General features: G+C 41.1%; 23 protein-coding genes and 1 tRNA gene. 13 read left to right on the top strand and 11 right to left on the bottom strand.

What is annotated here, in order from left to right:
• Window positions 1-435: 435 nt before the first annotated feature.
• The 3 genes from AB6F11_RS06190 to AB6F11_RS06180 all read left to right on the top strand — a co-directional run bounded on the left by AB6F11_RS06190 (window position 436) and on the right by AB6F11_RS06180 (window position 2374).
• Window positions 436-526 (top strand) — tRNA-Ser (locus AB6F11_RS06190).
• An 88-nt stretch (window positions 527-614) separates the two neighbouring features.
• A complete protein-coding gene (locus AB6F11_RS06185) occupies window positions 615-1892 on the top strand; it encodes a site-specific integrase (RefSeq protein ID WP_102319790.1) in 1278 nt (425 codons plus the stop codon).
• A gap of 362 nt (window positions 1893-2254) precedes the next feature.
• Entirely contained in the window at window positions 2255-2374 is a 120-nt protein-coding gene (locus AB6F11_RS06180) for a transposase family protein (RefSeq protein WP_102319791.1), read from the top strand.
• A gap of 5 nt (window positions 2375-2379) precedes the next feature.
• On the opposite strand, the gene AB6F11_RS06175 is transcribed toward AB6F11_RS06180, so the two are convergent.
• From AB6F11_RS06175 to AB6F11_RS06150, 6 genes are all read right to left on the bottom strand, one after another.
• Window positions 2380-2820, bottom strand: coding sequence for a YiiD C-terminal domain-containing protein (locus AB6F11_RS06175; protein WP_102319792.1), 441 nt, complete (start codon window positions 2818-2820; stop codon window positions 2380-2382).
• Window positions 2821-2885: 65 nt separating this feature from the next.
• Complete coding sequence (locus AB6F11_RS06170; RefSeq protein WP_102319793.1) at window positions 2886-3530, bottom strand: DsbA family oxidoreductase; 645 nt, start codon at window positions 3528-3530, stop codon at window positions 2886-2888.
• A 118-nt stretch (window positions 3531-3648) separates the two neighbouring features.
• On the bottom strand, window positions 3649-3960 hold the full coding sequence (locus tag AB6F11_RS06165; RefSeq protein WP_102319794.1) for an EthD family reductase: 312 nt from the start codon (window positions 3958-3960) through the stop codon (window positions 3649-3651).
• Between the two features lie 45 nt (window positions 3961-4005).
• Window positions 4006-4806 carry an SDR family oxidoreductase gene (locus tag AB6F11_RS06160; RefSeq protein WP_102319795.1) on the bottom strand — a complete coding sequence of 267 codons (801 nt, stop codon included), beginning with the start codon at window positions 4804-4806 and terminating at the stop codon, window positions 4006-4008.
• Window positions 4807-4947: 141 nt separating this feature from the next.
• Window positions 4948-5769: an AraC family transcriptional regulator gene (locus tag AB6F11_RS06155; protein WP_198589006.1), complete on the bottom strand. Its 822-nt coding sequence runs from the start codon at window positions 5767-5769 to the stop codon at window positions 4948-4950.
• Window positions 5770-5934: 165 nt separating this feature from the next.
• Window positions 5935-6528 (bottom strand): TetR/AcrR family transcriptional regulator, encoded by a 594-nt coding sequence (locus AB6F11_RS06150; RefSeq protein ID WP_102319796.1) that lies wholly within the window; start codon window positions 6526-6528, stop codon window positions 5935-5937.
• A 122-nt stretch (window positions 6529-6650) separates the two neighbouring features.
• Between AB6F11_RS06150 and AB6F11_RS06145 the strand changes: the two genes are divergently transcribed.
• The 3 genes from AB6F11_RS06145 (at window position 6651) to AB6F11_RS06135 (ending at window position 9769) form a co-directional block, all read left to right on the top strand.
• Window positions 6651-7469, top strand: coding sequence for a peroxiredoxin family protein (locus tag AB6F11_RS06145; RefSeq protein ID WP_102319797.1), 819 nt, complete (start codon window positions 6651-6653; stop codon window positions 7467-7469).
• Between the two features lie 18 nt (window positions 7470-7487).
• Window positions 7488-8045: a carboxymuconolactone decarboxylase family protein gene (locus tag AB6F11_RS06140; RefSeq protein WP_055024802.1), complete on the top strand. Its 558-nt coding sequence runs from the start codon at window positions 7488-7490 to the stop codon at window positions 8043-8045.
• A gap of 626 nt (window positions 8046-8671) precedes the next feature.
• Window positions 8672-9769, top strand: a complete 1098-nt coding sequence (locus tag AB6F11_RS06135; protein ID WP_102319798.1) for a site-specific integrase — start codon at window positions 8672-8674, stop codon at window positions 9767-9769.
• 2 nt (window positions 9770-9771) lie between these two features.
• Here the strand turns inward: AB6F11_RS06135 and AB6F11_RS06130 are convergent, their stop codons facing one another.
• Window positions 9772-9924 (bottom strand): hypothetical protein, encoded by a 153-nt coding sequence (locus AB6F11_RS06130; protein ID WP_157936679.1) that lies wholly within the window; start codon window positions 9922-9924, stop codon window positions 9772-9774.
• Between the two features lie 107 nt (window positions 9925-10031).
• Between AB6F11_RS06130 and AB6F11_RS06125 the strand changes: the two genes are divergently transcribed.
• The 3 genes from AB6F11_RS06125 (at window position 10032) to AB6F11_RS06115 (ending at window position 13377) form a co-directional block, all read left to right on the top strand.
• Entirely contained in the window at window positions 10032-11537 is a 1506-nt protein-coding gene (locus tag AB6F11_RS06125; protein WP_102319800.1) for a hypothetical protein, read from the top strand.
• Between the two features lie 64 nt (window positions 11538-11601).
• On the top strand, window positions 11602-12579 hold the full coding sequence (locus tag AB6F11_RS06120; protein ID WP_102319801.1) for a hypothetical protein: 978 nt from the start codon (window positions 11602-11604) through the stop codon (window positions 12577-12579).
• A 309-nt stretch (window positions 12580-12888) separates the two neighbouring features.
• Window positions 12889-13377 (top strand): hypothetical protein, encoded by a 489-nt coding sequence (locus AB6F11_RS06115; RefSeq protein WP_102319802.1) that lies wholly within the window; start codon window positions 12889-12891, stop codon window positions 13375-13377.
• Window positions 13378-13407: 30 nt separating this feature from the next.
• Here the strand turns inward: AB6F11_RS06115 and AB6F11_RS06110 are convergent, their stop codons facing one another.
• Window positions 13408-13953 carry a hypothetical protein gene (locus AB6F11_RS06110; RefSeq protein WP_102319803.1) on the bottom strand — a complete coding sequence of 182 codons (546 nt, stop codon included), beginning with the start codon at window positions 13951-13953 and terminating at the stop codon, window positions 13408-13410.
• Window positions 13954-14278: 325 nt separating this feature from the next.
• Here AB6F11_RS06110 and AB6F11_RS06105 point away from each other — a divergent pair, with 325 nt between their 5' ends.
• Entirely contained in the window at window positions 14279-14956 is a 678-nt protein-coding gene (locus AB6F11_RS06105; RefSeq protein WP_102319804.1) for a hypothetical protein, read from the top strand.
• Window positions 14957-15183: 227 nt separating this feature from the next.
• Here AB6F11_RS06105 and AB6F11_RS06100 read toward each other — a convergent pair whose 3' ends face one another.
• Together AB6F11_RS06100 and AB6F11_RS06095 are read right to left on the bottom strand one after the other, a co-directional pair.
• On the bottom strand, window positions 15184-17310 hold the full coding sequence (locus AB6F11_RS06100) for a methyl-accepting chemotaxis protein (protein WP_102393285.1): 2127 nt from the start codon (window positions 17308-17310) through the stop codon (window positions 15184-15186).
• A 193-nt stretch (window positions 17311-17503) separates the two neighbouring features.
• Window positions 17504-18424, bottom strand: a complete 921-nt coding sequence (locus AB6F11_RS06095; protein WP_017063448.1) for a histone deacetylase — start codon at window positions 18422-18424, stop codon at window positions 17504-17506.
• Between the two features lie 110 nt (window positions 18425-18534).
• Between AB6F11_RS06095 and AB6F11_RS06090 the strand changes: the two genes are divergently transcribed.
• Genes AB6F11_RS06090 through AB6F11_RS06080 form a run of 3 tightly spaced genes read left to right on the top strand, consistent with a single transcriptional unit; the run spans window position 18535 to window position 20381 of the window.
• Complete coding sequence (locus AB6F11_RS06090) at window positions 18535-18660, top strand: hypothetical protein (protein ID WP_017063447.1); 126 nt, start codon at window positions 18535-18537, stop codon at window positions 18658-18660.
• Between the two features lie 25 nt (window positions 18661-18685).
• A complete protein-coding gene (locus tag AB6F11_RS06085; protein WP_102420206.1) occupies window positions 18686-19372 on the top strand; it encodes an SDR family oxidoreductase in 687 nt (228 codons plus the stop codon).
• 7 nt (window positions 19373-19379) lie between these two features.
• Window positions 19380-20381, top strand: a complete 1002-nt coding sequence (locus tag AB6F11_RS06080) for a DUF3080 domain-containing protein (RefSeq protein ID WP_102393283.1) — start codon at window positions 19380-19382, stop codon at window positions 20379-20381.
• A gap of 18 nt (window positions 20382-20399) precedes the next feature.
• Here the strand turns inward: AB6F11_RS06080 and AB6F11_RS06075 are convergent, their stop codons facing one another.
• Window positions 20400-22394: a DNA topoisomerase III gene (locus AB6F11_RS06075; protein ID WP_102393282.1), complete on the bottom strand. Its 1995-nt coding sequence runs from the start codon at window positions 22392-22394 to the stop codon at window positions 20400-20402.
• Between the last annotated feature and the right edge of the window lie 282 nt (window positions 22395-22676).

The following is a 22676-nucleotide window of genomic DNA, read 5'->3' as shown; positions in this document are numbered from 1 at the left end:
TCCCTATCCCTCCACCACATTAAAGAAAGCCGCTGAGAAATCAGCGGCTTTTTTGCATCTGAAGCTTTTTAAAATATAAAGCTCATCTAACAAGACTCTCTACAGTCCCAGTTTCAAACCCATTCACTTTATACCTAGTTTTAAATTCCGATCTCACCGTTCTAAACTAAAAGTTCATGCGCCTAAGCCACTCCCCTCATAACTTTACCTGCAAGCCAATTAGATACTTTCTTTTTTAATAGCACAGAAACACTGCGCGTATAACGGAAGTTGGGAATACTTGGCTTATTGTGTATTAGATTTTGTCTGCTTCTTAATAAACCGAACAATAAATAATCATTCAGAACAAAAACACCAAAAAGCGTTCATAAAAAAAGCAGTCAGTTAATAAGGGTATTTACAAGCGAAAGACACCCTTATATTATACGCGCCATTGGAGGGATGGCTGAGTGGTCGAAAGCACCGGTCTTGAAAACCGGCAACCGTTAATAGCGGTTCTAGGGTTCAAATCCCTATCCCTCCACCACATTAAAAATGAGATAAGCCGTTGTATTACAACGGCTTTTTTCATATCTGCAAGGTGCCAAGTCAAACCATAAGGATTGACTCAGACAATGTACCTTTTCCGCGCCCCAAATTGCACCTACTACACACGTGTTTGTCTGCCGAAAAAACTTCGAGATAATGGCTTTCCGTTCGATCTGAAAGTATCTTTACTAACCAAGAACCGTCAACTTGCTTCTGAACGCAATCTAACCGTTGCTGCTAGTCTAAAAGAGTTAATAACTAAAACTCATGGGCAAAGTTGTGTAGAAGGCTTTAAAGCGGATTGTGATGCGATTATCGATGAGGTTCGTAGTAAGTTTGAATCGAATCAACCTGATATTGAGGTATCTGCCGCTCCAGTTCGTAAAGCAGAACATCGGGACTTAACTTCTACAGTTCACCGAAAGAATCACCCTGTCGTTTCATTAAAAGCGGCGCTAGACGCTTTTGTCGCTAGTAAGAAGTTGCAAAATATCAGACCTTTAACAGTGCATCAGTTAAATGCTCGTGCCAGTCACTGTATTAACCTGTTACCCGTTGAATCCGTGGATCCTGTTACTTCGGCTCATGCGTTGGTGTACCGTGACCAACTCCTCAAGGAAGGGCGTAGCTATAAGACAAACAAAGAGTACCTTGCTGCTGCTTTTCAGTTTTTTAAGTTTGCTAAGATGATGAATTACATCGCACTGAACCCCTTTGACGGCATTAAGGTAGATAACAAGCCACTCAAGCCTACTAGTGAAGAACGTGAACGCTGGTCACTCAAGGATCTTAAGCTATTCTTCAAGTCTCAAAAATTTGTTGAACAGGATGTAGAGTTCCGCTGGATCTCGTGGATATTGCTTTACTCAGGAATGCGTCCATCTGAAGTGTGTCAACTAAGAGTGAATGACATAAAAGAGGCTGATGGGAGCTACTATTTCGCTGTCAATGTTGACGATGAAGGTAAGTACGTCAAAAATAGCAACAGCATCCGCAAAATCCCTGTCCATGGTCAACTAATTAATTTTGGATTGCTGCAGTACATTGCAACTAGGAAGTCCAGCGGTACCAATAATCTATTCAGCTATGAGCCAAAAAACATCTTTGCCGATTGGTCTAAGGCCTACCTTAATAAAATGACCAAGTACCAGACATCTATTGGTATGCTGCCACGCCACCGCCCAACGAGTTATGGATTCAGACATACTTTTATTGATGAGTTGAAGCAAAAGGGTGTTTCTGAGTTGATTACAGCTGAAATCGTAGGCCATAAGCAGCAAGGGGTAACGTATGATCGCTACGGCAAACAGTTGAATTTGAAGGAGCTTGCGAAGGCATTAAACAAGGTTACTTTTAAGCTGTAGTGCCGTGTGCTATTTCAATGTTAAGAAAAGCCGAGCTAGCTATTTACCGAGCTAGCTCATATTTGGACAGGAATCATTTAGAGTACTCTGTCTAAGTCGACTAATATTGATTAGAAAAAATATCCAAAATTATCAAAGATCTATAATTAGTTTCGCCCTCTTTATCTACAAAACGAGCGGTGAACGTTAGCCGTAGAGTACAGGGCAAGATCACGAAGCTTTACCTTAAGCTAAGTTTTTTATCTTATACTTCTTTTTGATAACAAACCAAGTCAACCATGTCTGAGCTCAATTTATTCAAATACTTTGTAGCCATTGAAGATACACGCCAATCAGGATAAGTTGTAAATAAACTCTTAGATATTCTGTTCCTTACCATTAGCGTTGTGATTGCAGGGAGTCAAGGTTGGGAAGAAATTGAAGAGTTCGGGCGTGACAAACTGGATTGGTTGCGTAAGTTTTTAGTTTTCATTGCATTTTGACCTTATTACTCTTTATTAAAAACGACGTATATTCCCTCAAAAGTAGCAACCAACTCATCCGCACAAAATAGATTGCAGGCTATTTGAACACGACCTTTTCCCTTGCGTTGAAACGCACGATGAAACCGAGACCACGCCGTAAGGTTGTCATATTTACATACTGCTGTTACATCTTTGCTGGCGGGTTTCAGGTATCGAATGCTATTTTCTTGAATAACAATTTGATGTTTTTTACCCTCCAACTGGGCATAAACTAAAGACCAACCTGCCAAAATACCAACAACAGATAAGCTGCCGCCAAACACCGTATTCATGTGGTTGGTATTCATTCTCAATGGTGCAGTAATCTCGATATTTTTGCTGCTACAAGTATTCACACAGATACCGAGAGACTTTGATACTGGTATATGATGATGAAGGTAGACTTCAAGCTCTCTATGTTTCATATAGACCGTTGCCTTTTTCAGACCGCCAAAATATTGCAAAAGTCCGTTTTAGAGGGATGCAGGAATTACACTTTAGCTAATTCAGTTAATACTTGCTTATACGTATCCACTGATTGGGCTCCAGAAATAGCGCTCTCGCGATTGAATACAACTGTTGGAACACCTGATATACCCGCTTGCTTCCATTTCTGTTCCAGCGACTGGACATGACTTCGCATATTATCGTCATCTAGGCATTGCATTGCTTCGTCAACATTAATACCAAGACTTTGCAACTCTTGCTCGAGGGTACTCTTGCTGGATATATCTTTTTGCTCGCTATAAAACGAAGCAAATAACCGATTTTTAAGCTCGGTTTGCTTGCCTACACTTTTTGCATGCTCCAGAAGAATATGAGCATCAAGGGTATTTACAGCTTTTAGTCCGTCAAAGTAGTCGAATTTAAACCCAACGTCTTCTCCAAGCTCTGTCATCTCTTTTCTGAAACGAATGCTATCTTCTAATGTAGTACCGTACTTCCTTTTAAGGTGGGCACGTAGGTCTTCACCTTCAAGCGGCATATCTGGATTTAACTGAAAAGGTTGCCACTCAATCTCAATGCGATCTTCTATACCAAGCTCTTTTATCGCGGTATTTAAACGCTTATAACCGATAATACACCAAGGACAAATCACATCTGACACAATATCCAATTTGATTTTCATATTCATATTTAACTCTTTTTATCAAGCGTTTAGCTTCAATTTTTTTCATTAAATAACACTAAGCAGAACCCAAATTGTTTATTATTCGGTATCCTGCTCATTTTCACCGTAGAGAGTTGCGGTTCTATATTTTTTGCTCACAAAGCTGAATTGATGGAACGGTATTAGTGAAGTTCGGTACATCAGCTTTTATCTTGTCTGCATTTGGGCCAAATGCCGTTTGAAATGACTCTATAGATTCAAATGAAATTGTACTAATCGCCACATATGCCGCTGCTTCACTAGGAACAACACTTGCTAACCCTGCATCTACTGTCGCCCCTTTTAGTGCGTCTCCCAGAAGCTCTCCTATCATAGGAACATGTTTGTTGCAGTAATAATCAAAATCAAAAATCACATCATCGTTATTTGGGTATATTACGTATACTTTAATCATTGCTTTTTTCCTTTTTCTTTCACTAAAGTTTTAAACTGTTGGGGGTTACATTTTGTTATTGGGCATTGCTTTTCCAATCATTGATTCACCCATTATTGCCTGCTTTTGGTGGGGGATGATCCCAGAAAGAATAGCGGTCATTCGATTACGTTTACCTGGAACCACAACTGCTTTTCTACCCAAACCATTGATAGCTATTTCTGCTACTTCCGCTGGATCTTTTGCAACCATTGGTAATTTTGACCAGTCAACACCATTATCAGCTGTCATCGGTGTAGTTGTTAACCCAGGAGAAAGAACCGTTACATCAATACCTTTGGGTTTAAGTTCGCCATGAAGAGATGCACCTAGCTGAAGAACGTAGGCTTTGGTACCTGCATAATTTGAAAAATATGGGGAAACCATATGACCAGAAAGACTTGATACCATTAAAATACCGCCTCTTTTTCTTTCGATCATTGTTGGTGTAAAGTGGTGAGTCAGTTGCAACACAGAGCTAACATTAAGCTGTATCATCTTCAACTCTTGCTCTAGAGATGATTTAGCAAACGAACCATTAACTTCAATACCAGCGGCTAGTACAAGTAGCCCAATACTTTTGTCAATTTGCTTAACTTTTTCGACGCCTTCTGACGTACTTAAGTCAGCAGAAACGGTCGTTGCTTTAATTCCGTAGCGTTCCGTAAGCAACGTAGCTTGCTCTTCAAGCTCTTTTTCTCGACGAGCGACCAAAACAACGTTCAATCCTTTTGCTGCAATCTGGCTTGCCATTTCTGCGCCAATGCCTGATGTTGCCCCTGTGATAAGTGCCCAATCACCATATTTTTCTTTAAAGCTGATACCCATAATTCGTTACCTTTCTCTGTGTTTAGTTGATGGGGTAACTATATGGAATTTGGAGGTACAGGGCTCTCCATAAAAGTTCAAAAATTGCTCACATTAGTTCAAACGAGCCAACCTGAATGGAAAGGTTAAAATGCGTTGGTGTCAGGTTAAACGAAATTGAGAAGGGGATAGGCCTGTTTGTCCTTTAAAGGCACGGTTAAACGTGGAAATCGACTCGAAACCCGTTTCAAAAACGATGTCGGAGATACGTAAGCTATTATCTTTCAGTAACACTTTAGCTTTGTTGATTTTTAATTTGGTAATGTATTTTATTGGGGGTTCTGAATACACCTCTTTAAACTTACGTTTAAAAGTAGAAACACTCATATGACACAATGCTGCCAACTCATCCACACTCAGATCCGCATACAGATTACTTTGGATAATATCTTCAAATTTGGCAAAGTTAGGTTTAAACATAGAAGCAAGAAAATCGAGTTCAGAAGGTGCGCTGGTTCTTTTCGCCATAAGAATGACAAATTCACGTAGTTTGCTCTCGATAAGCAAATCATCCGCCAACTCTGGAGAATCCAGCAATATACTGATGCTATCACGATAGTGCTCTAGCAATTTGTCCACTTCAACCTGCAAAATATTATAATCGACCCTGTATTTTGACTGGCTAATATCAAAGTTAAACAGTGACTGAAATATTTCAGGATAGAGAAGGATACCAATCGCTTCACCTGCACCTTCATCATTATGATAGCTAGTGTTTTCATAAAAGTAGTTGGTGCATTTTGCCAGTATTCCGCAGTTTTTGTTCAATGAAGCAGATTCTGTCTGTTCCCTGACGTTAAAATCGCCATTTGTGACAAACGCAAAACACGCTTCACTGTCTACAAATACGCGCGGCATACGTTTGAAACTGGGTATATCTTGTTTTTGAAAAACAATACGTCCATTATATTTTATTGTTTTCATTTAAAGGCACCATTCAATAGTATTGCGATAAGGATAAAGCAGTCTACCTGCTCGATTAAATAATTGGCTCAACTAGAATCGTGTTGCTACGGTGCTGCACTCATAATCATTAGACATCTAAAACTCGACAACAAAGCTAAAGCTCGAGAATAGTCTACGCATAATCTATTTTTCAAATGTACTCAATACAAGCATGAATGCATGTATAGATCGAGCGAGAGATTCATGTGGTCTTTGCCCTCTTGATTGAACTTTGAGTCCTTGACGAAACGTAAGGAAATAGTCGGTCAAATGCTCTGCATCTATACCATCAATAAGTCGTTCTGTTTTCTCATATTGAGTAAAAAATGCCAGTGTTGCAATACGACCTTGTTCAAACTTCTTAATAACATACTCATAGAGGGCTGGTTCGTTTGATTTTAATTCAACAATACTGTTTGTAATTAAGCAGCCGTAAGTGAGTAGATCATTCTCTGGATTTAAGAACTCACTATCAAATAAATATTGAAGATTCTCTGATATTGATTTATTTGAGTCGAGTTTCCTGAGTACCACAGACATGTGATGCTCAACATAGAAATCTACTATACATTTAAACACGGTTTCTTTGTTGCCAAACGCGTTGTAAATACTGGTTTTCGTTAATCCTGTAACGGTCGATAATTGATCCACCTTAGTCGACGCATAACCATGCTGCCAAAAATATTTGGCCATAACTCCAAGCACTTCTATCTCGTCAAACTGTCTTTTCTTTGCCATTTATCTATACAACTACATAAAATTCTTATTGACACCTATTGTACTAGTTAGTACATTAATTGCAAATGTACTAACTAGTACAATTAGGCAAAACAATTAGGCAAAACAATGAGGAACAAACGATGTATTCAGCTATAGCACTATCACTACTTGGATTTTCCACAACGGTGATTGGAAGTTTGCATTACTTTCTAAAAGTAAAAAAGAACAAGCCGCCCAAAAATCCTATCATCCTTATGCTAGCACTTGCCGCAGGTGTCCTTTTGGGGCTAGGTGCAATTATCAGTGGGATTATAAATATGCATTGGAGCTTTGTTTTCGTTGTCTTAATGTCCAGCTTTTCCATATTTCTTGGTGGTAAATTCATTTGGGTATTCAGTCAAAAAGATACTCCTCTAGGTGATATTGAGGTTGCAATTGGAGATAAGTTCCCACAATTCGAATCAACCACATATGACAACGAGATTTATTCGACTGATGACCTAAAAAATCAACGTGTTCTACTTAAGTTTTACCGAGGTGCTTGGTGTCCATACTGTAGTGCTGAATTAAAAATGTTTAACGATATGAAACCGACTCTGGATCGATATGGAGTTAAGGTCGTTGCGTTGTCGGGAGATACGGCAGAACAAGCAAAAATGCACATCGAACGAGATAGTTTAGATCTTCTTCTTTTGTCAGACCCAGAACTCAAAGTAGTTAAACAATACGGCGTTGAACACCACAAGGCTTTAGGGGCTGACTCGTCTAAAACAAAAACAGTATTAGGGCTGCCATTTCCTACTTCATTTGAATACAAATCAATGTCTATCCCAACATCGATCTTAATTGATGAACATGGTGTCATCCAATGGATAGATCAATCTGAAGACTATCGACTAAGAGCAAGCGAAGAACGATTAACTCAAGCCTTACGCAACGTTTTCACCATTAATAAATAATAAACCGAGAGAATTATTATGTTTAACTACCACAATATTGAAACAGCACCAGAAGCATCAAAGCAAATGATGGAGCAATCTAAAAAATCACTTGGTTTAATTCCAAATTTACATAAAGTGCTAGCAGATGCTCCTGCAACTTATCAAGCTTATTTGAAGACTTATGAGTTATTCACGCAAAGTACACTATTCAGTCCACTCGAAGCTCAAGTGGTTCTGATGACATCAAACTTTGAAAACAACTGTCACTATTGCGTTCCTGGTCATACGTGGATCATGAAATCAGCTAATATGCCAGAAAGCATTATTGAAGCACTACGGGAAGGAAATGAGTTACCTGATGTCAAACTACAAGCGTTGCATGTCTTTACTAAAGAGCTACTAGATAATCGTGGTCATATAGGTGATGAAAAGTTGCAGAACTTTCTAACGGTAGGATACACAGAGCGGCATGCGCTTGAAGTGTTGACAGGCCTAGCTTGCAAACTTATTTCAAATTTCACCAATGCATTATCTCATACACCAGTTGATGCCCCATTAAAGGCTTTTGACTGGACTCACCCTTCAGAGAGGTAAGATCAATCTGAAGAGAGTATCTACTGATACTCTCTTTTAATGGCCGTGTATTTTCATAAGTATATGTGTTGTGGATTAGTAAATTTGGCCACATAGTCAGAACTCTAGGCATAAAGAAAAGTAAGTCAAATTACAAACCTTTAATATAGCCTCATTCCTGCTCTAGCTTGTTATGGGGCACTTCTGAGTTATGAGGTGCGGTAATTGTCGTAGGATGATCTGGTTTCTTTATAGTTATGCCATCGACACAAGGTGAACAATAGTGATGAACCCCAATCAGTTTTCTTGCGTTCTACCCACATACAGCAATATGAGACACAAGCCTTGATTATCACTAGATAGTTACAGCCGCACCAATGAGATGCATCATGTGAAGTGAATATCACACCTATTCGAATCAATATGCCAACGTAAGATGTTTGGGTGGGGAAAGTTTAGTGTGTGAGTTTCATATGGAAATTTTTCAAAAAAATTTAACTTTCTAACCTGTTGATAATCATTGTAATCGTGATTTTTCATAATAAGTAACTAATATTATTGGCTTTTTCATATTTGATCATGCTAAAGAACTCTTGTAGTTTGTTCACAAGACAGCAGAGCAGCCAAAGCTGCCATAAGATTGAGACGTGAATCAACAAGAGAAAAAAGTAAAAAACTATATAGAGCAATACATTGCAAGTCGCGTAAACCGCGTTGCCCCATCGACTCTTCGATCAGAGAAGAGTAAAGCCTTAAAGCTATCAAAGCGCATTGGTCATAGAAAGATTGCGAGTGTTACACACAGCGACATCCTTGCCGTTATTGATGGTTTGCATAAGCATTATAAAAACAAAAGCATCAATGAGTTCCTGATCATCCTAAGAGCGGTTTTTCGTTTTGCGGAGCTGGACGGTGCGCTCGAACGAAACCCTATGACGGGTATTCAAAATCTGAAAGTTACAACATCCGAACCTGCACCGTTTACAAAAGCAGAGCTGAAAAAGCTCCATGATACTGATGTATCGTGTCAAAGTGGGAAAAATGCGTGCTTATTTAATGCTCTCACAGGTTTGAGGATCAGTGAATTACTTGCGCTCAGCTGGGATGATATCATTTGGCAACGTAAGGAAATGTACGTTCGTAGAGCCAAAGTTCTTCAAGAATACAAAGTGCCCAAGACTGAGGGGTCAATGCGAACCGTTGAGCTTAACCAACTTGCTATTGACCTCTTGAAACAGCAGTTGCAACTTACTGGCAAGAAGAAGCTAAGGAAAATATCGGTTAGGCAAGAAGATAACAAAACGCTCAAAAAAGAGTCTGTGCAGTTCGTTTTTTATAACAGTAAGACCAGTAAGCCATTTTTACATGCAGCACAGTTTGCCAAAGATTTCTTCGATGCTTTTCTGCTGCAAGCAGAGGTTAATCACCGTGGAGTTGGTCAATTACGGCATACCTTTGCTTCACAAAATTTAACTGCGGGTATATCGAAAGAGTGGATTGCTGCTCAGATGGGGCATTCAGGTACTCATATGGTTGATAAGCATTATGGGCGTTGGATTGCCTCTGATGCTCCAGATTGTGCTCGTTTGGCAGCCGATAACTTAGCCGAAGCCTTTGGACAAGCACCTGTAACGGCTCCATCTTCTTCTGCGATATCGGTTGAAACAGCGGATCTGGTTGCTAAATTAGAGTCTAATCCTGAGTTGCTAGCGGTTCTTAAGGCTACACTTGGTGGTGCGAAATGATTCTAAGCACTGCCACCAATGGCATTATCGATGCCACCAATGGCATTATCGATGCCACCGTTGCCATTTTCGCTGTCAACAATGGCTGTTGTACTGCCATTAATGGCACTAACAGTGCCAAAGTCGTTCACTTCAAAAGTGATACGACAAGGCAACCCGCTGCGCTCCCGTCACACTTTTACTTCGCAAAAGATGCACGTGAGCTGCGGGCAAGAGAAGTGCCTCTTGACTCTCTACCATGCGCACCTCTTAGGAGGATTGCATGAAAGAGATTCGATTGTTTCACCGTCGGTTCAACTTTAGTTCGAAGCCCGCTGAACGTGTAAAGTGCGAACATTCTTTAGCTCATTCATTACGCATATCACCACCCACTGCGGCAAAGAAATCGAAGCAATTAGAGTGGAATCATGAGCTGCTTGAAAAAAACGTGATCTGGACGAATGGTCAACAATCGTCTCTTAAAGAATGGTCTGAAGAGCAACGGCTAGAGTTGTTGTATGAGATTGCGCCGTCGCCTAAAAAGGCAAATCAAGCGAAGCTGCAAACACAACTTCGTCAGTATCGCAAAAAGGTAAAGACAGCAGTTGATAGTGAGCTTAAAAAAGGAAATCAGGCTGCCGCTCAATTTTTACAGGCTGTACTGGATATGGATAAGTACGTTCCTTACTCACGTATCGATGCGTTTGCAAAGCTAACAATGCAACGCAAAAAGCAGCGAATTAAGATGTTAGAAACATATCTGAATGCTCACAATCAGTTATGCCAGAAGCCGCCAGCCAACAATCTGTATGTTCAAGAAGGTCTTTTTAAAATCCCCCACCAATGGGGGGTTGGAACGGATGTAATTAGCTTAGAAGAGTACGTTTCGTTTACTAGTCAGTTCTTAATGGAATATTTTCCCGATTACGAGGTTAAAGCGGTTATCGGGCATGACGACGAACGAAGTGTGGATGTCAAAACGGGAGCACATGCGCACTACTATTTATCTGGTCGAAACAACCAGACAGGTAAATATGACTTGAGAAAGACTCAGATTAAGGTCGTCAATGAGTATATTAAGCGAACGGCACCTGACACCAAATTATTACCTGATGATGGGAAACTGACGAGGAAGTTGAGTCAAAAATTTGGTCGTTACTTTCAAAAAATGTTATTTGACTATGCTAATCAGCACCTATTTGTTGATAAAGGCTTGGTAGCAAAGCTTGCTCCAGAGTCAGAGCGAAGATCTGAAAAAAGAAGAGATATGAATCGAGAGGCTTCATTACCTAAATTGGAGCGCAGCCATAATTATCACACACACCAATTAGATCTAACTCAGGGAAAAATAAAGTTGGCAGAAAAGAAACGTGTTTATTTGTTAGATGAGAATGAAAAAACCGAGCAACAACTATCACAGTTGATAGATGATACTGCACTGGTAGAAGTACAGCTAAACCAATTACAGGTTGAGCGAGATACGATGCAACTTGAGTTGTCAGATCTCAAAGCTGAATCATCAAGGCTGACTATTCTCACTCAATCGCTAACACAAACCGTAGTGCCAAAACTGGTTGATATCTTTAAGAAAGTGGTACTTGCGATCAATGCTAAAGACAGAGGCGTATTAAAAAAACAAAGCGAGTACCTGAGTTCTGTCTTGAACTCAGTGCTAGACCTACCACCAGGTCTATCAGATAAAATCGTAAATGAGGTGGCTTTGCTGAAAGCGCCTGAAGCAGTGGCACCGAACAATGACCATACCGTTACAGATCATCCTAATAAGTAAGTTAGTCACGCAGCTTACTTTACTAACTAACCATCATAATAATTAAAACAAAGGTATAAACCATATGGCTAGACCAAAATCTTATGCGGATGAAGATGTTATACGCATTGCAACTCAATTGTCCGATGAAGGTCGACAACCTTCGGGGTGGCTCATTAAAGAAGCTCTTGGACGTGGAAAAATTGCTTCTATACAGACTGACCTTGAGCGCCTCATCGGAGAAGGCAGGCTTCCCGAAATAAAACAATCGACAGTAGATACTAATCCTGACCAGAGAGCAGTGGCATCGACTTTTGAGTTGCCTGTTGAGCTTCAAGATATGCTGTCACTCAATGAACAAGAGCTTGGGAAAATACTTCGTGATATGACTATCAGAATTAATGACAAAGCACACATTCATTATGAATCCTTGATGGAAGTGCGAATCAGAGAGCTAGATGCTAAATCTGATATATTGGTAAAAGCTCAAGCGATGGCTGAGCAAGATACTCTTGATATTGAAGTGCGACTACAGAAACAAGTTGAGCGTAATGAGCTACTAGAAGATCAAATCGATAACTTAGAGGTCAGATTAACAAGTTCAAAAAGCGAAAGATCAGATTTGATACAAACCATTAGTCAACTAACTGACTCTTTCAATAAGACAACGGAAAAGGCCGCTCAACAGCAGATTTCGTTGGATGAATTAAGACGAACAGTATCGGATATAGATAAGGCTCACACGGCCACTCAGGTAAAACTGGAATATTCCATGAATGAAGCCAATCAACTTCAATCTCAGTTATCAGGCTTATCTGAGCTGCATGAAACGACCAGAGCGCAGTTAACAGAAACTTCAACCCTTTTTAAATCAACTCAGAAGTTACTGAATGAATCAGACAATCAAATAAGTATTCTACGAGAAGAAAACCGCGAACTGGCTACGAGTCATCGCCTATTGGAGAAGGGCCTAGAAGAAGCTGAAAACGAAATTGCCTTGCTGCATGAACAAAAACAACGCCTAGAAAACGATCTCGTAGAACATGGAAAATCAACAATTTGAAATCCTTGAACTTTATTTCAGTAGGTGAAGGAGACCAATGAAATTAAGAATTCTTAAATCGCCTAAGAATCGCTAAGAAACGAGAGGGGAACTGGGAACGCTTTTCAAAGAGTTGGTGCCACCCAAAAGAAAATTCTATGATGGTTAATCCCTCGAATGTATGGTGTGATATATTTTAATATTAATCAGTCACTTAAAATCTAAAAGTCCACTTTAATGGACTTTTAGCCATGCTTTCAATCGAGATGACCTATAAGTGCATTATGGTGTACTTATAGATAGAGCATAAAATCACTTTCGGTAGAACCAATGAACATTTTATATTTTGACCCGCGCTCTCTTCTTTACTCTTCGAACTATTTAAATCAAAACGATGACGTTCGTCGTATTTATGAGTTACAGCCATTTTTAAGCAATACTGATTTGCTAATGAAAAATGTGACACCCGATAGAAAAGGTGCACAGCGTTTGGCTGATGCAGCAAACAGTGTAGGCTTTCTTTTGTACCCGACTGGAGAACGATTCACGCGTGAATTGTTAATTAAGCATACTGTATTTACTGAAAATCAATTAGCAGCGTTTGTTGATTTGACCTATAAAGTTAGGCTTGATGATAGAGATCCCGTGCGTCTAATGTTAGCTCACGCCAATGCTTTAAATGCGACTTGGTTTATCTGCGGAGACGTTGCGACAGACGATAGACTTAAAGCATTTACAGGGAAAGCGCTTTTAAGTGCAATAAATGAAGGTGTAAGCGACAGTTTGATATCTCAAATTAACAAACTGTCTCACATCTAACAGAGAGAAAATGGAATAATAGTCATAACATTACACATCAATATCAACGGTCGTGGTCTTGACTGAGCGCTGTCTTCCAGTTAGTACATCTTGTATGAAAGCTTCAACCGCTGCTTCATTATTTTGTGACACCGCATCCACCAAACTTCCATGGAATCGTACACTTAAACGATCTAATTCTAATCCAATTTTAATAAGGTCTTCTGGTGTTTTACAACGCTGAATAGATAAATCACTCACTAAAAAATGATGTAATACTAAACCGTCACTTTTTTTATCGGTTATAAAGTCAAGCGCATCAATAGCATCAAACTTTGATGCTATACGCTTAATTGACGACATCATTAACTCATTTAGTGTGCCATCAATAACCTGACAGGTCGGGAGCCATATCCCTCCCGCCTCATCTTTAATAAAAAGTAATTCGCATTTCTTACAATGATGTATGACATGCTTTTCTAACAGCCCAACTGAAGAGCTAAACTCTGATAAAGTTAAGAAATGGTTTTCATTAACAATGCTTTCTCGCTGTTTTTGGCGTTCTCGATTGAACCATCCGTTAAAATATTCGTCCATAACAATACTCAGTTGGGTTGGCTATCATAAATCGGAATACAACATGAGGTATAAACACGAGAAGTGCAAGTGATTTATGAGCAAGAGAAATAGAATTATTATAACTTAAATAATTGTTTTAAAAGAGAAAGGTAACATTATAGCTTGACGTATTTAAGTGCGTCGTATAGCCTAATCAAGGCTCTGGGAGAGCCTACTTTTGTCGCTAAAGTGAAACAATACGTGTCCCTTTAAAAATCTGTTTAGTATTTTCATTGTTCTGTAACTTTTGATTTTGTGAGCGACACACATTCAAAATGTTGTGGGACATAATGGAAAATAAACAATGACTACATCATACATACAACCCATTTCTCCTTTTGCATCGACAGTTGTAACCAGTAAAGATTTAAACAAAGCGGTTGATAGCTTTCTACAACGACGTTCGCTAACTAGTTTAAGTACTTCAGTAGTTTTTCGAGAACAATTACATACGATAGTTCATCGAAAATTCGGAAAATTCAGTGAAAATCAGCTTCGCATGTTTTACTCAGTCCTATCGAACACTGAACCACACTTCTGTCCTTTAATTTTGCAAACTGACTTTGTAAGTCAAATCAAAGAGTTAATATCGACACATCGTCATATTTACCAAATTCATGCATTTGACCTTAACCTTTCGATACTTTTCTTTTTCCGAGATGAGAAAATGTATATTCTCGATGTGGTTGATTTATCCACTCTAGGACTAGAAAAACTAGGAAAAGTCTACAATATTAAAGCATTAGATGACCCAAAGTTAAGACGAGATTTGGAGTGTGCGAGATATATTCAGTCTGACAAGATAAGTAAACGGCTTGAGAAGCTAATCAAGTTGATTTGGAAGAGTGGGACTCAAATGGTTTGCTTTGCTTTATCAAAGTCAAGCTGCAAAAACTTAGAGTGCGTATTGGCTAATATTCCAGGGTATGAAGATCATGATTTTGTGGGAGCATGGTTTTCTAAGGTTCACTATAGCGATTAACTAATTGACATTCTTACAATAAACGATATAGTCAATTGCATTATACAATTGTTTTAAGTGACTATAACACCTTGCTTTAAGGTATTGTTATAAAACGGTTTTATTTAATTTCTTGTGTTGGATATGGGGTTCAAATCCCTATCCCTCCACCACATTAAAGAAAGCCGCTGAGAAATCAGCGGCTTTTTTGTATCTGGCGTTTGCGTAAAGAACTTACGCAGTTTCTACTACGCCACCTTTCGGCTCACTTCAAAACGCCCGATCAATTGGTCTAAGCGGCTCAATGCATTGCCCATCAAAGAAACTCGACGTGCGAGTTGCTTAGTAGACAGTTGTAAGTCAGACATTGAACGTTGCGCTTTATCTGCCGTTTGCCCATTTTTCTGACTATTCTCATCTAGGTTAGACATCGTGGTAAAGAGATCGCTCACCGCTGCTTGAATTTGCTCACTGCGAGCATTTGAGTCGACTGTTAAGTTTCCTTTACTCACATTCTCAACGCCTCGCTCCATAGACTCAACAGCACTGCGAGACTTACTATGCAGCTCTTTCATTAGGTCACTAATATGGTTAGCAGCTTGTGAAGTGCGGTCAGCCAGAGTTCTTACTTCAGAAGCGACGACAGAGAACCCTCTCCCGTGTTCACCTGCTCTTGCCGACTCAATGGCCGCATTCAAGGCCAAAAGGTTAGTCTGCGCGGTAATGTCAGTAATGATATCTATAATGTCAGACACCTTGGTCATTTCATTATTCACCTCATTCACGCTATGCGCCGAGCTTTCTACGATATTGCGAACAATCTCCATGCCTTCGACGGACTGATTGTACTCCTTCTCCGCACTCAGAACGGCTTGCTTCATCACCGTGTCCATTTGCGTAGCTGAGACACTCGCATGAGTAATTTCACTCTGTTGATACTGACTCAACTGAAGCATATTGCTTAACGCTTGTGATGCATCATCACTGGTTTGTTTCATTACGACGCTGCGACGAAACATCGATTCCGAAACCTCTCTAACTTCGTGACTCGCATGGATCAACTCACTCACCGTGTTATCTAAATTGTCGATAAAACTGTTAGTCCAGCGCCCTAAGTTGCCAAGTTCATTATGACTGAATGTGGTGGGATCAAGTCTCCGACTTAAGTTGCCATCACCTTCAGCTAAGGTCTGCATTACCCCGGTCATTTCATGAATCTTCTTCGCTAGTGGTTTGGCGCTAACTAAACGGAATAAGCCCAATGAAAGCAACGCGCAAGCGAACATAATGCCACTCTGCATAAAAGGTGTGAGTGTATAAAGGTTGGCAAACAGTAATGGAACAAATAGAGGCAGTAGCATGCAGCTGATAAAGTGCTTAGATAAGGTATAACTTAGACTTCGGTCTCTGTAGACCTCTTCTAAATCGGACTCACACATCATGCCAAAGGTATCTGGTGAACCATCCAATTGAAAAGTGATACCTTTGCCAATAACGGGTATGTGGCGATAGTCAGAATACCCCGGATAACCAATAAACAAGTTATTGCCATTTTTAATGGTTTCTCTTACGCCTGGGTGAAGCTGATTAGTGGCTGGGTCTGTAAAGCGAATCTCAAATTCGGTGTGGTGCTGGATCTTAACCGTTCCCCAATCAGTATGAACCCCTTGCTTTAAGTTTTCGCCGTGTGAAAAGGTATTATCTTCAAAGCGAGAACGAGAGAGCGCAACACCCGGCTGAGTATGAGGATCATGAATGGAGTCGACCATAAAGATATAGTTATCACCCGACTCGCTATAAATATGCCCCGCTTCTCTCTGAATAATGTCACCAATAACATCATTTGGAACACGACCACATAGGAATTGCTGCACCCCTTCATCCCGAGAAAAGGGAACATAAAACATCAGCGTCACTTGGTCATGAAACGATGAACTCGACGCTCCCACGTTCAACGTGCGTTGATCCATATACGGCCCATGAAGATAACGCTTTGAAGCCCCTTCAACTAAAGCCTTCTTATCTCCAAGAGTAACCCCGACATGCTCATGATAACTCGATGCTTGTGCTATCCCCTTAGCATCGACGATCGCCAACTCAGATAAATCCGTACTGCGTTTAAGAAGGCTAGCTAACGTCCCCTGAGCTTGTTCTTCCGTGCGACTAGCTAAATAAACCGCAGAGTCTTCTAAAAAATCCCATTGATTCTTGACCCAATTATGAAGAAGTTGAACTCGCGTGTGAGCAATACTTTCAAAAGCTTGTTCAAGCTCTTCCGTCCTACTTCTATTGAGGAAACAAGCTCTGCGCATAGCCAGTTTTCCTGTTGCGCCAAACCAATTAAGCCAACTACGTTCCTTGTCCGTCAGGTTCATTTTTATCCCTTGTGTTTTTATAGACACATGGGTAAAGCAATTTACAGACCACAATTAATCACACAAATACGTAACTAATTAATAAAAAAGCACTTTATATGAATCACAATGGTGCAACCGTGTCTTTTATGGTGCAGGATGCGCTTATTTCACACCATCATTTCAATGAGCTATCAGGCGCTAATTTGAGAGGTTAACCGTAAACATGATAAGCCGCTTTTAACAGCTGCATGTGAATCGGCACCAGATCTTGGTGTTTAGTGCGGTACCCGCCACCGACTACGCATGCCATCGAAATAGACTCTGATTTCGCTAATTCAATCATCAAACAGTCGCGCTCGAATATCCCTTGTGTCGAGACATTCAAGTAACCCAGTTCATCGTCTTGATGGATATCGATCCCCGCATCATAAATAATCAGATCAGGTTGATGGTGAGCAATCGCTAACTTAGTGACTTGTTCAAAACAACGTAAGAACTCTTCATCTTCTGTTTCACGACTTAACGGTACATCTAAATCAGACAGCGGTTTTCGTGCAGGAAAGTTTTTGTCGCAGTGGAATGACAGAGTAATGATGTCGTCATTCTCTTGGCAAAGAGTCGCTGTGCCATCACCATGATGAACATCGCTGTCGACGATAAGCACTTTATCGATGTGTTCAAAGGTCAACGCATGTTTTGCCGCTAACACCAGATCGTTCAACAAACAAAAGCCGCTACCAAAATCATGGTGTGCGTGATGATAACCACCACTCAAATGAATCGCTAAACCACTCTCTATTGCCATTTCAGCGGCCAAGCAGGTTCCACCACTTGAGTAGAGTGTTCTCTCAATAAGTTGTTCACTCCAGGGGAAACCGATACGTCTCATCTTTGCTGCGGGCAAATTACCAGAAACAAGCAAATCCACATACTCACTATCGTGAACCTGTTTTACCTGTTCAACCGAAACCGGCGTTGGTTGGAAGATTTCAAACTGACGCTTCCATAGAGGATCACGATCCATTAACGCCTCAACAGCACTGTGTAACAACTGATATTTGTTAATCGGGTAACGGTGACCTTCTGGTAAAGGTAACTGCGAATAGATTGGGTGGTAAATTAAAGGAATCATAATCAGGTTAATTGCGTATCTTTCTCAAAATCATAACAGTCTCAGCCTAGGCGACAACCTTAATTAATGATAATAGTTATCATTAACTTGATTTTCAAAAAGAGACAACAATGAAAAACGTAATACTCATCTTTGGGGTGATCTGTGGCTCAGCGGCAGCAGTAATGATTTTTGTAGGAATGCTAATGGCCAGTTGGTGGAGCGTTGATTTTCTAGTGTTAAGCCATCAAACTTAACTAATTGAACTGAAAAGGAATCACCATGAGCGTTATTTTTATTACTGGAGCGAACCGCGGCATTGGCTTAAGCCTGACTCGACAATACTTGGAAAGTAATCACAAGGTGTACGCGACTTATCGTGATGACAATTCAGCAAAAGAACTGCTCTCACTCGCAGACCACAACACCAACCTTACCTGTATTCAATTAGAGATAACCGATTACCAAGCAGTAAGCCAACTCCCTTCGCAAATAAAGTCGATTGATATCTTGATCAACAACGCTGGCTACTATGGCCCTAAAGGCTACGGGCTGGGTAATACCGATGTCGAAGAGTGGCGTCGTGTATTCGAAGTTAACACTATTGCCCCACTCAAGCTTGTCGAAACGCTATTGCCTCTACTAGAAGGCAGCCATATCAAAAAGGTCGCTTGTTTATCCTCTAGAGTCGGCAGCATGACCGAGAACACCTCAGGCGGAGGTTATATCTATCGCTCCTCTAAAGCCGCTCTAAACTCCGTGGTTAAGAGCTTAAGCAACGACTTAACCGATAATGGCTTTACGGTGTTAGCACTGCATCCAGGCTGGGTACAGACCGAAATGGGTGGCCCTAATGCTCTGATCGATACCAACACTTCAGCTTCCGGCCTTATTAAAGTCATCGAGTCCGCGAATACCGGAGTAAGTGGTCACTTCTTCAATTTCGATGGTAACGAAATAGACTGGTAATCCACAGATGAATGCAGGCTCTCTCTCAAACCTAGTTAAGCACTCAACGCTGTTTTGTCTAACAGTGATGCTAACTGGCTGTTTCAGTAATGGCCCCGGCGACTTATTCGACGACTATCAAACTAAGGTCGCTAGAGTACAAGATGCTGAAGAACTCAAAGAGGATTGGGAGTTTGAAAGCCTACCGAGAAAACGAGAACTGCTGCTTGACGTGCCCTCACTCTCTATCGGTCTCATCGACAGCTATCAGCTTCGTCAGTGTAGACTGTTCAATCTGATTGCAGAAAGAAATTCGGTTCTGGGCAAGGTCGCGGATGAGTTTCGTAATTACGATTATCAAGTCGCGCTACTTGAAGGCGTGGGCAAATGTTTATCCAGTAATGAATTAGACCCAGAGATCGTAGAATTACTAAGAGAAATTGAGCAACAGAAACTCGCACAGTTTCCACTGCATCAATGGAATCTCATCTATGCCAGCGATGCTATGCAGTCACAAATGCGGAGTAGTCAGTGGTTACGCGCTGATATAGGCGATCAGGTACGACAAACCAGTGATGCGTTAGAACACATCAATCAAGCGTTAAACACATCGCTCGTTTCCGGCAAAACCACTGAGGTTCAAGAAGTATTAGAGAAGAGTTCGACCCTTGGGGATTTATACTACTCGCTCGCTCGGGCGTCAGTTGAGCTTGATACCATCACCAAACAGCTGACAACTTTTGATGACAAGATCATCTGTGGTAAACAACGAGACACCACTAAGTTCCGCTATCTCAACAATGTGTTCGAGCAACAATACATAGGTAAGGTTCAGCCTTACATGGCGCAACTGGATGGCTACTATCAGCACATAGCCCCGCAACTAGGAATGTTTGACGCGCAACCTGAACTGCACAGTTATTACTTTCCCATCCAAGATGCACATCAAGCTTTTCGATCATCCACTCGTCGCCATGTTGACTATTGGCAGCAACTGTTTAAACGTTGTGGGCGTAAAGTCGGTCGTTAATCCTAACCTCAATAAGTCTTAGCTTTTGGTGCTCTTTTTAGCGGAAGTACCTTTCTTAGCATACGAACCTGTCTTGGCATAAGACTTCTTTGCACCACCGCCTTTACGACGTTTAAACGCTGGTCTTTCGACTTTAGGAAGGTGGCGAAGTGATTCAGGAACTACTCCCGTTTTTACCTTGCCCATCAAACCATCAATTTTTCTTTCCAGCGCTTGCATAAAAGGTTGATACGCTTGATTGCGTTCTGCCATGCCTTGCAACTGGTGCTCCCAGTGCGCTGTCATGTCTGGAAAGGTAGAATCCTCAGGTAAGGCATGAATCAAGCCTCTGCCCGCAGGGCTACTGTGAATACTCTTACCTTGGCGCGTTAGCAGCTGCCTTTTGAATAAAGTATCGAGAATACCCGCACGGGTGGCTTCTGTGCCAAGGCCATCGGTCTCTTTCAAAATGGCTTTAAGGTCTTTGTTCGCAACAAAACGCGCGATACCTGTCATCGCTTGAAGCAATGTAGCTTCCGTGAAGTGCTTTGGTGGTTCGGTTTTCTTATCGCCAATCACGCCTTCACGACACGTCAACACGGTACCTTTATCCAATGGAGGAACCGTATCCGTGCCATCACCTTTCTCTTCGGTATCTGTTTTGCCCATCAACACCTTCCAACCCGGGTTGATAAGCTGACGCCCTTTTGCGATGAACACACCACCAGCAATATCAAAGACCAGCTTAGCATCAGCAAAAACCGCAGGTGGGTAAAACTGCATTAGATACTGGCGAGCGATTTGCTGATAGATCTTCATCTCATTAGCAGACAAACCATTCACCGATGATTTCTTCGGAGTAGGAATAATCGCGTGGTGAGCATCAACCTTGCTGTCGTTCCATGCTTTTGATTTAAGTGAAAGATCCGCGCCTTGAGCACCACTTTGCAGCTCTTTGGCATTGTTAGCGATAGCATCCACGACCGACTCTCTTTGTGAGTAGTGATCTTTAGGTAGATAGCGACTGTCAGAACGTGGGTAAGTGATGAGTTTATGTTTCTCGTACAATGACTGACACGTATCTAACACCTGTTGAGCACTCATACCAAAACGCTTAGACGCATCAATCTGCAAAGCTGACAGCGAGTAAGGCAGTGGCGCAGCTTGTTTACTTTGCTTTTGCTCTGATTCCGTCACCGTCGCGGGTTGATTCGCAATTCGGTTAGCCACATTCTCAACCAGCTTTCGATTGAGCACGCGCCCTTCTTCATCTTGCCATGGTTTACATGCTTCGCTTGGCTTCCAACGCGCACGAATATCAAAGCTCTGGCCGTGATTTTGATAAGGGATCAAAGCGTGCAAAGTGAAGTAATCTTTCGGAATAAAGTTTTCGATCTCTTCATCGCGCCTTACCACCAAACCAAGTACAGGCGTTTGTACTCGCCCGACCGACAACACACCTTGGTAGCCAGCCTTTTGACCGAGTAAGGTATAAGCACGAGTCATGTTCATGCCATACAGCCAATCGGCTCTAGAGCGCGCTAATGCGGAAATAGAAAGCGGAATAAAGTCACGGTTGCTGCGCATTTGAGAAAGTGCACGTTTTACGGCAGGTAAGTTCAAGTCGCTGATCAGTAGCCTGTCCATCGACTCTTTCTTAGCCTTAGAGACTTTGCAGTAATCAATCACTTCATCAACCAGCAACTGCCCTTCTCTATCCGGGTCTCCGGCGTGAACAATTTGAGTGGCGTCCTTCAATAGCTTTCGGATCACCGTGAGCTGTTTGCTTGAAGTCTTACGCGGTCTTAGTTGCCATTGCTCTGGCACGATAGGAAGATCGGCTAAATTCCACTTCTTATAACGGTCGTCATAAGCATCCGGCTCAACCTGCTCCAATAAGTGTCCAATACACCAAGTCACCACATCCCCATTGCCACATTTGATAAACCCTTGGTCTTTCTTTTGTGGATTAGGTAGTGCAGCGGCGATCGCGCGGCCGAGGCTTGGTTTTTCAGCAATAATAAGGCGAGACATGTTTTTCCAGATGCTACAAACAATTAGGGCCACATTATCTAATGTGGCCCTAATAAATCAAGAAAAACTGGTTGTTTATACAGTTAACATTCAAAAAACTACTGACTACCAAATATGCACTACTTAAAACATGCCTTATACAAACTTTCGTAACTAGCTGCCTTGTTTTGAATCTACCAATGACTATACGGCCACAACCTATAATGGCTCTAGAAAAAGCAACGATTTTCACACTATATTATTGGTTTTATTTATTTTTTCCTAAAGAGAGAACTAGCGTAA

The organism is Vibrio sp. 10N.247.311.14, assembly GCF_041467715.1.
GTDB classification, from domain to species: Bacteria; Pseudomonadota; Gammaproteobacteria; order Enterobacterales; family Vibrionaceae; genus Vibrio; species Vibrio crassostreae_C.
The sequence above is the reverse complement of the archived record's forward strand: the minus strand, read 5'-3'. Positions and strand labels throughout refer to the sequence as shown.

Bases quoted from the DNA above. Each gene is read 5' to 3' on its own strand.
- AB6F11_RS06185 (WP_102319790.1), top strand. From the start codon at position 615: ATGTACCTTTTCCGCGCCCCAAATTGCACCTACTACACACGTGTTTGT.
- AB6F11_RS06175 (WP_102319792.1), bottom strand. From the start codon at position 2,820: ATGAAACATAGAGAGCTTGAAGTCTACCTTCATCATCATATACCAGTA.
- AB6F11_RS06170 (WP_102319793.1), bottom strand. From the start codon at position 3,530: ATGAATATGAAAATCAAATTGGATATTGTGTCAGATGTGATTTGTCCT.
- AB6F11_RS06165 (WP_102319794.1), bottom strand. From the start codon at position 3,960: ATGATTAAAGTATACGTAATATACCCAAATAACGATGATGTGATTTTT.
- AB6F11_RS06160 (WP_102319795.1), bottom strand. From the start codon at position 4,806: ATGGGTATCAGCTTTAAAGAAAAATATGGTGATTGGGCACTTATCACA.
- AB6F11_RS06155 (WP_198589006.1), bottom strand. From the start codon at position 5,769: ATGAAAACAATAAAATATAATGGACGTATTGTTTTTCAAAAACAAGAT.
- AB6F11_RS06150 (WP_102319796.1), bottom strand. From the start codon at position 6,528: ATGGCAAAGAAAAGACAGTTTGACGAGATAGAAGTGCTTGGAGTTATG.
- AB6F11_RS06145 (WP_102319797.1), top strand. From the start codon at position 6,651: ATGTATTCAGCTATAGCACTATCACTACTTGGATTTTCCACAACGGTG.
- AB6F11_RS06140 (WP_055024802.1), top strand. From the start codon at position 7,488: ATGTTTAACTACCACAATATTGAAACAGCACCAGAAGCATCAAAGCAA.
- AB6F11_RS06125 (WP_102319800.1), top strand. From the start codon at position 10,032: ATGAAAGAGATTCGATTGTTTCACCGTCGGTTCAACTTTAGTTCGAAG.
- AB6F11_RS06120 (WP_102319801.1), top strand. From the start codon at position 11,602: ATGGCTAGACCAAAATCTTATGCGGATGAAGATGTTATACGCATTGCA.
- AB6F11_RS06115 (WP_102319802.1), top strand. From the start codon at position 12,889: ATGAACATTTTATATTTTGACCCGCGCTCTCTTCTTTACTCTTCGAAC.
- AB6F11_RS06110 (WP_102319803.1), bottom strand. From the start codon at position 13,953: ATGGACGAATATTTTAACGGATGGTTCAATCGAGAACGCCAAAAACAG.
- AB6F11_RS06105 (WP_102319804.1), top strand. From the start codon at position 14,279: ATGACTACATCATACATACAACCCATTTCTCCTTTTGCATCGACAGTT.
- AB6F11_RS06100 (WP_102393285.1), bottom strand. From the start codon at position 17,310: ATGAACCTGACGGACAAGGAACGTAGTTGGCTTAATTGGTTTGGCGCA.
- AB6F11_RS06095 (WP_017063448.1), bottom strand. From the start codon at position 18,424: ATGATTCCTTTAATTTACCACCCAATCTATTCGCAGTTACCTTTACCA.
- AB6F11_RS06090 (WP_017063447.1), top strand. From the start codon at position 18,535: ATGAAAAACGTAATACTCATCTTTGGGGTGATCTGTGGCTCAGCGGCA.
- AB6F11_RS06085 (WP_102420206.1), top strand. From the start codon at position 18,686: ATGAGCGTTATTTTTATTACTGGAGCGAACCGCGGCATTGGCTTAAGC.
- AB6F11_RS06080 (WP_102393283.1), top strand. From the start codon at position 19,380: ATGAATGCAGGCTCTCTCTCAAACCTAGTTAAGCACTCAACGCTGTTT.
- AB6F11_RS06075 (WP_102393282.1), bottom strand. From the start codon at position 22,394: ATGTCTCGCCTTATTATTGCTGAAAAACCAAGCCTCGGCCGCGCGATC.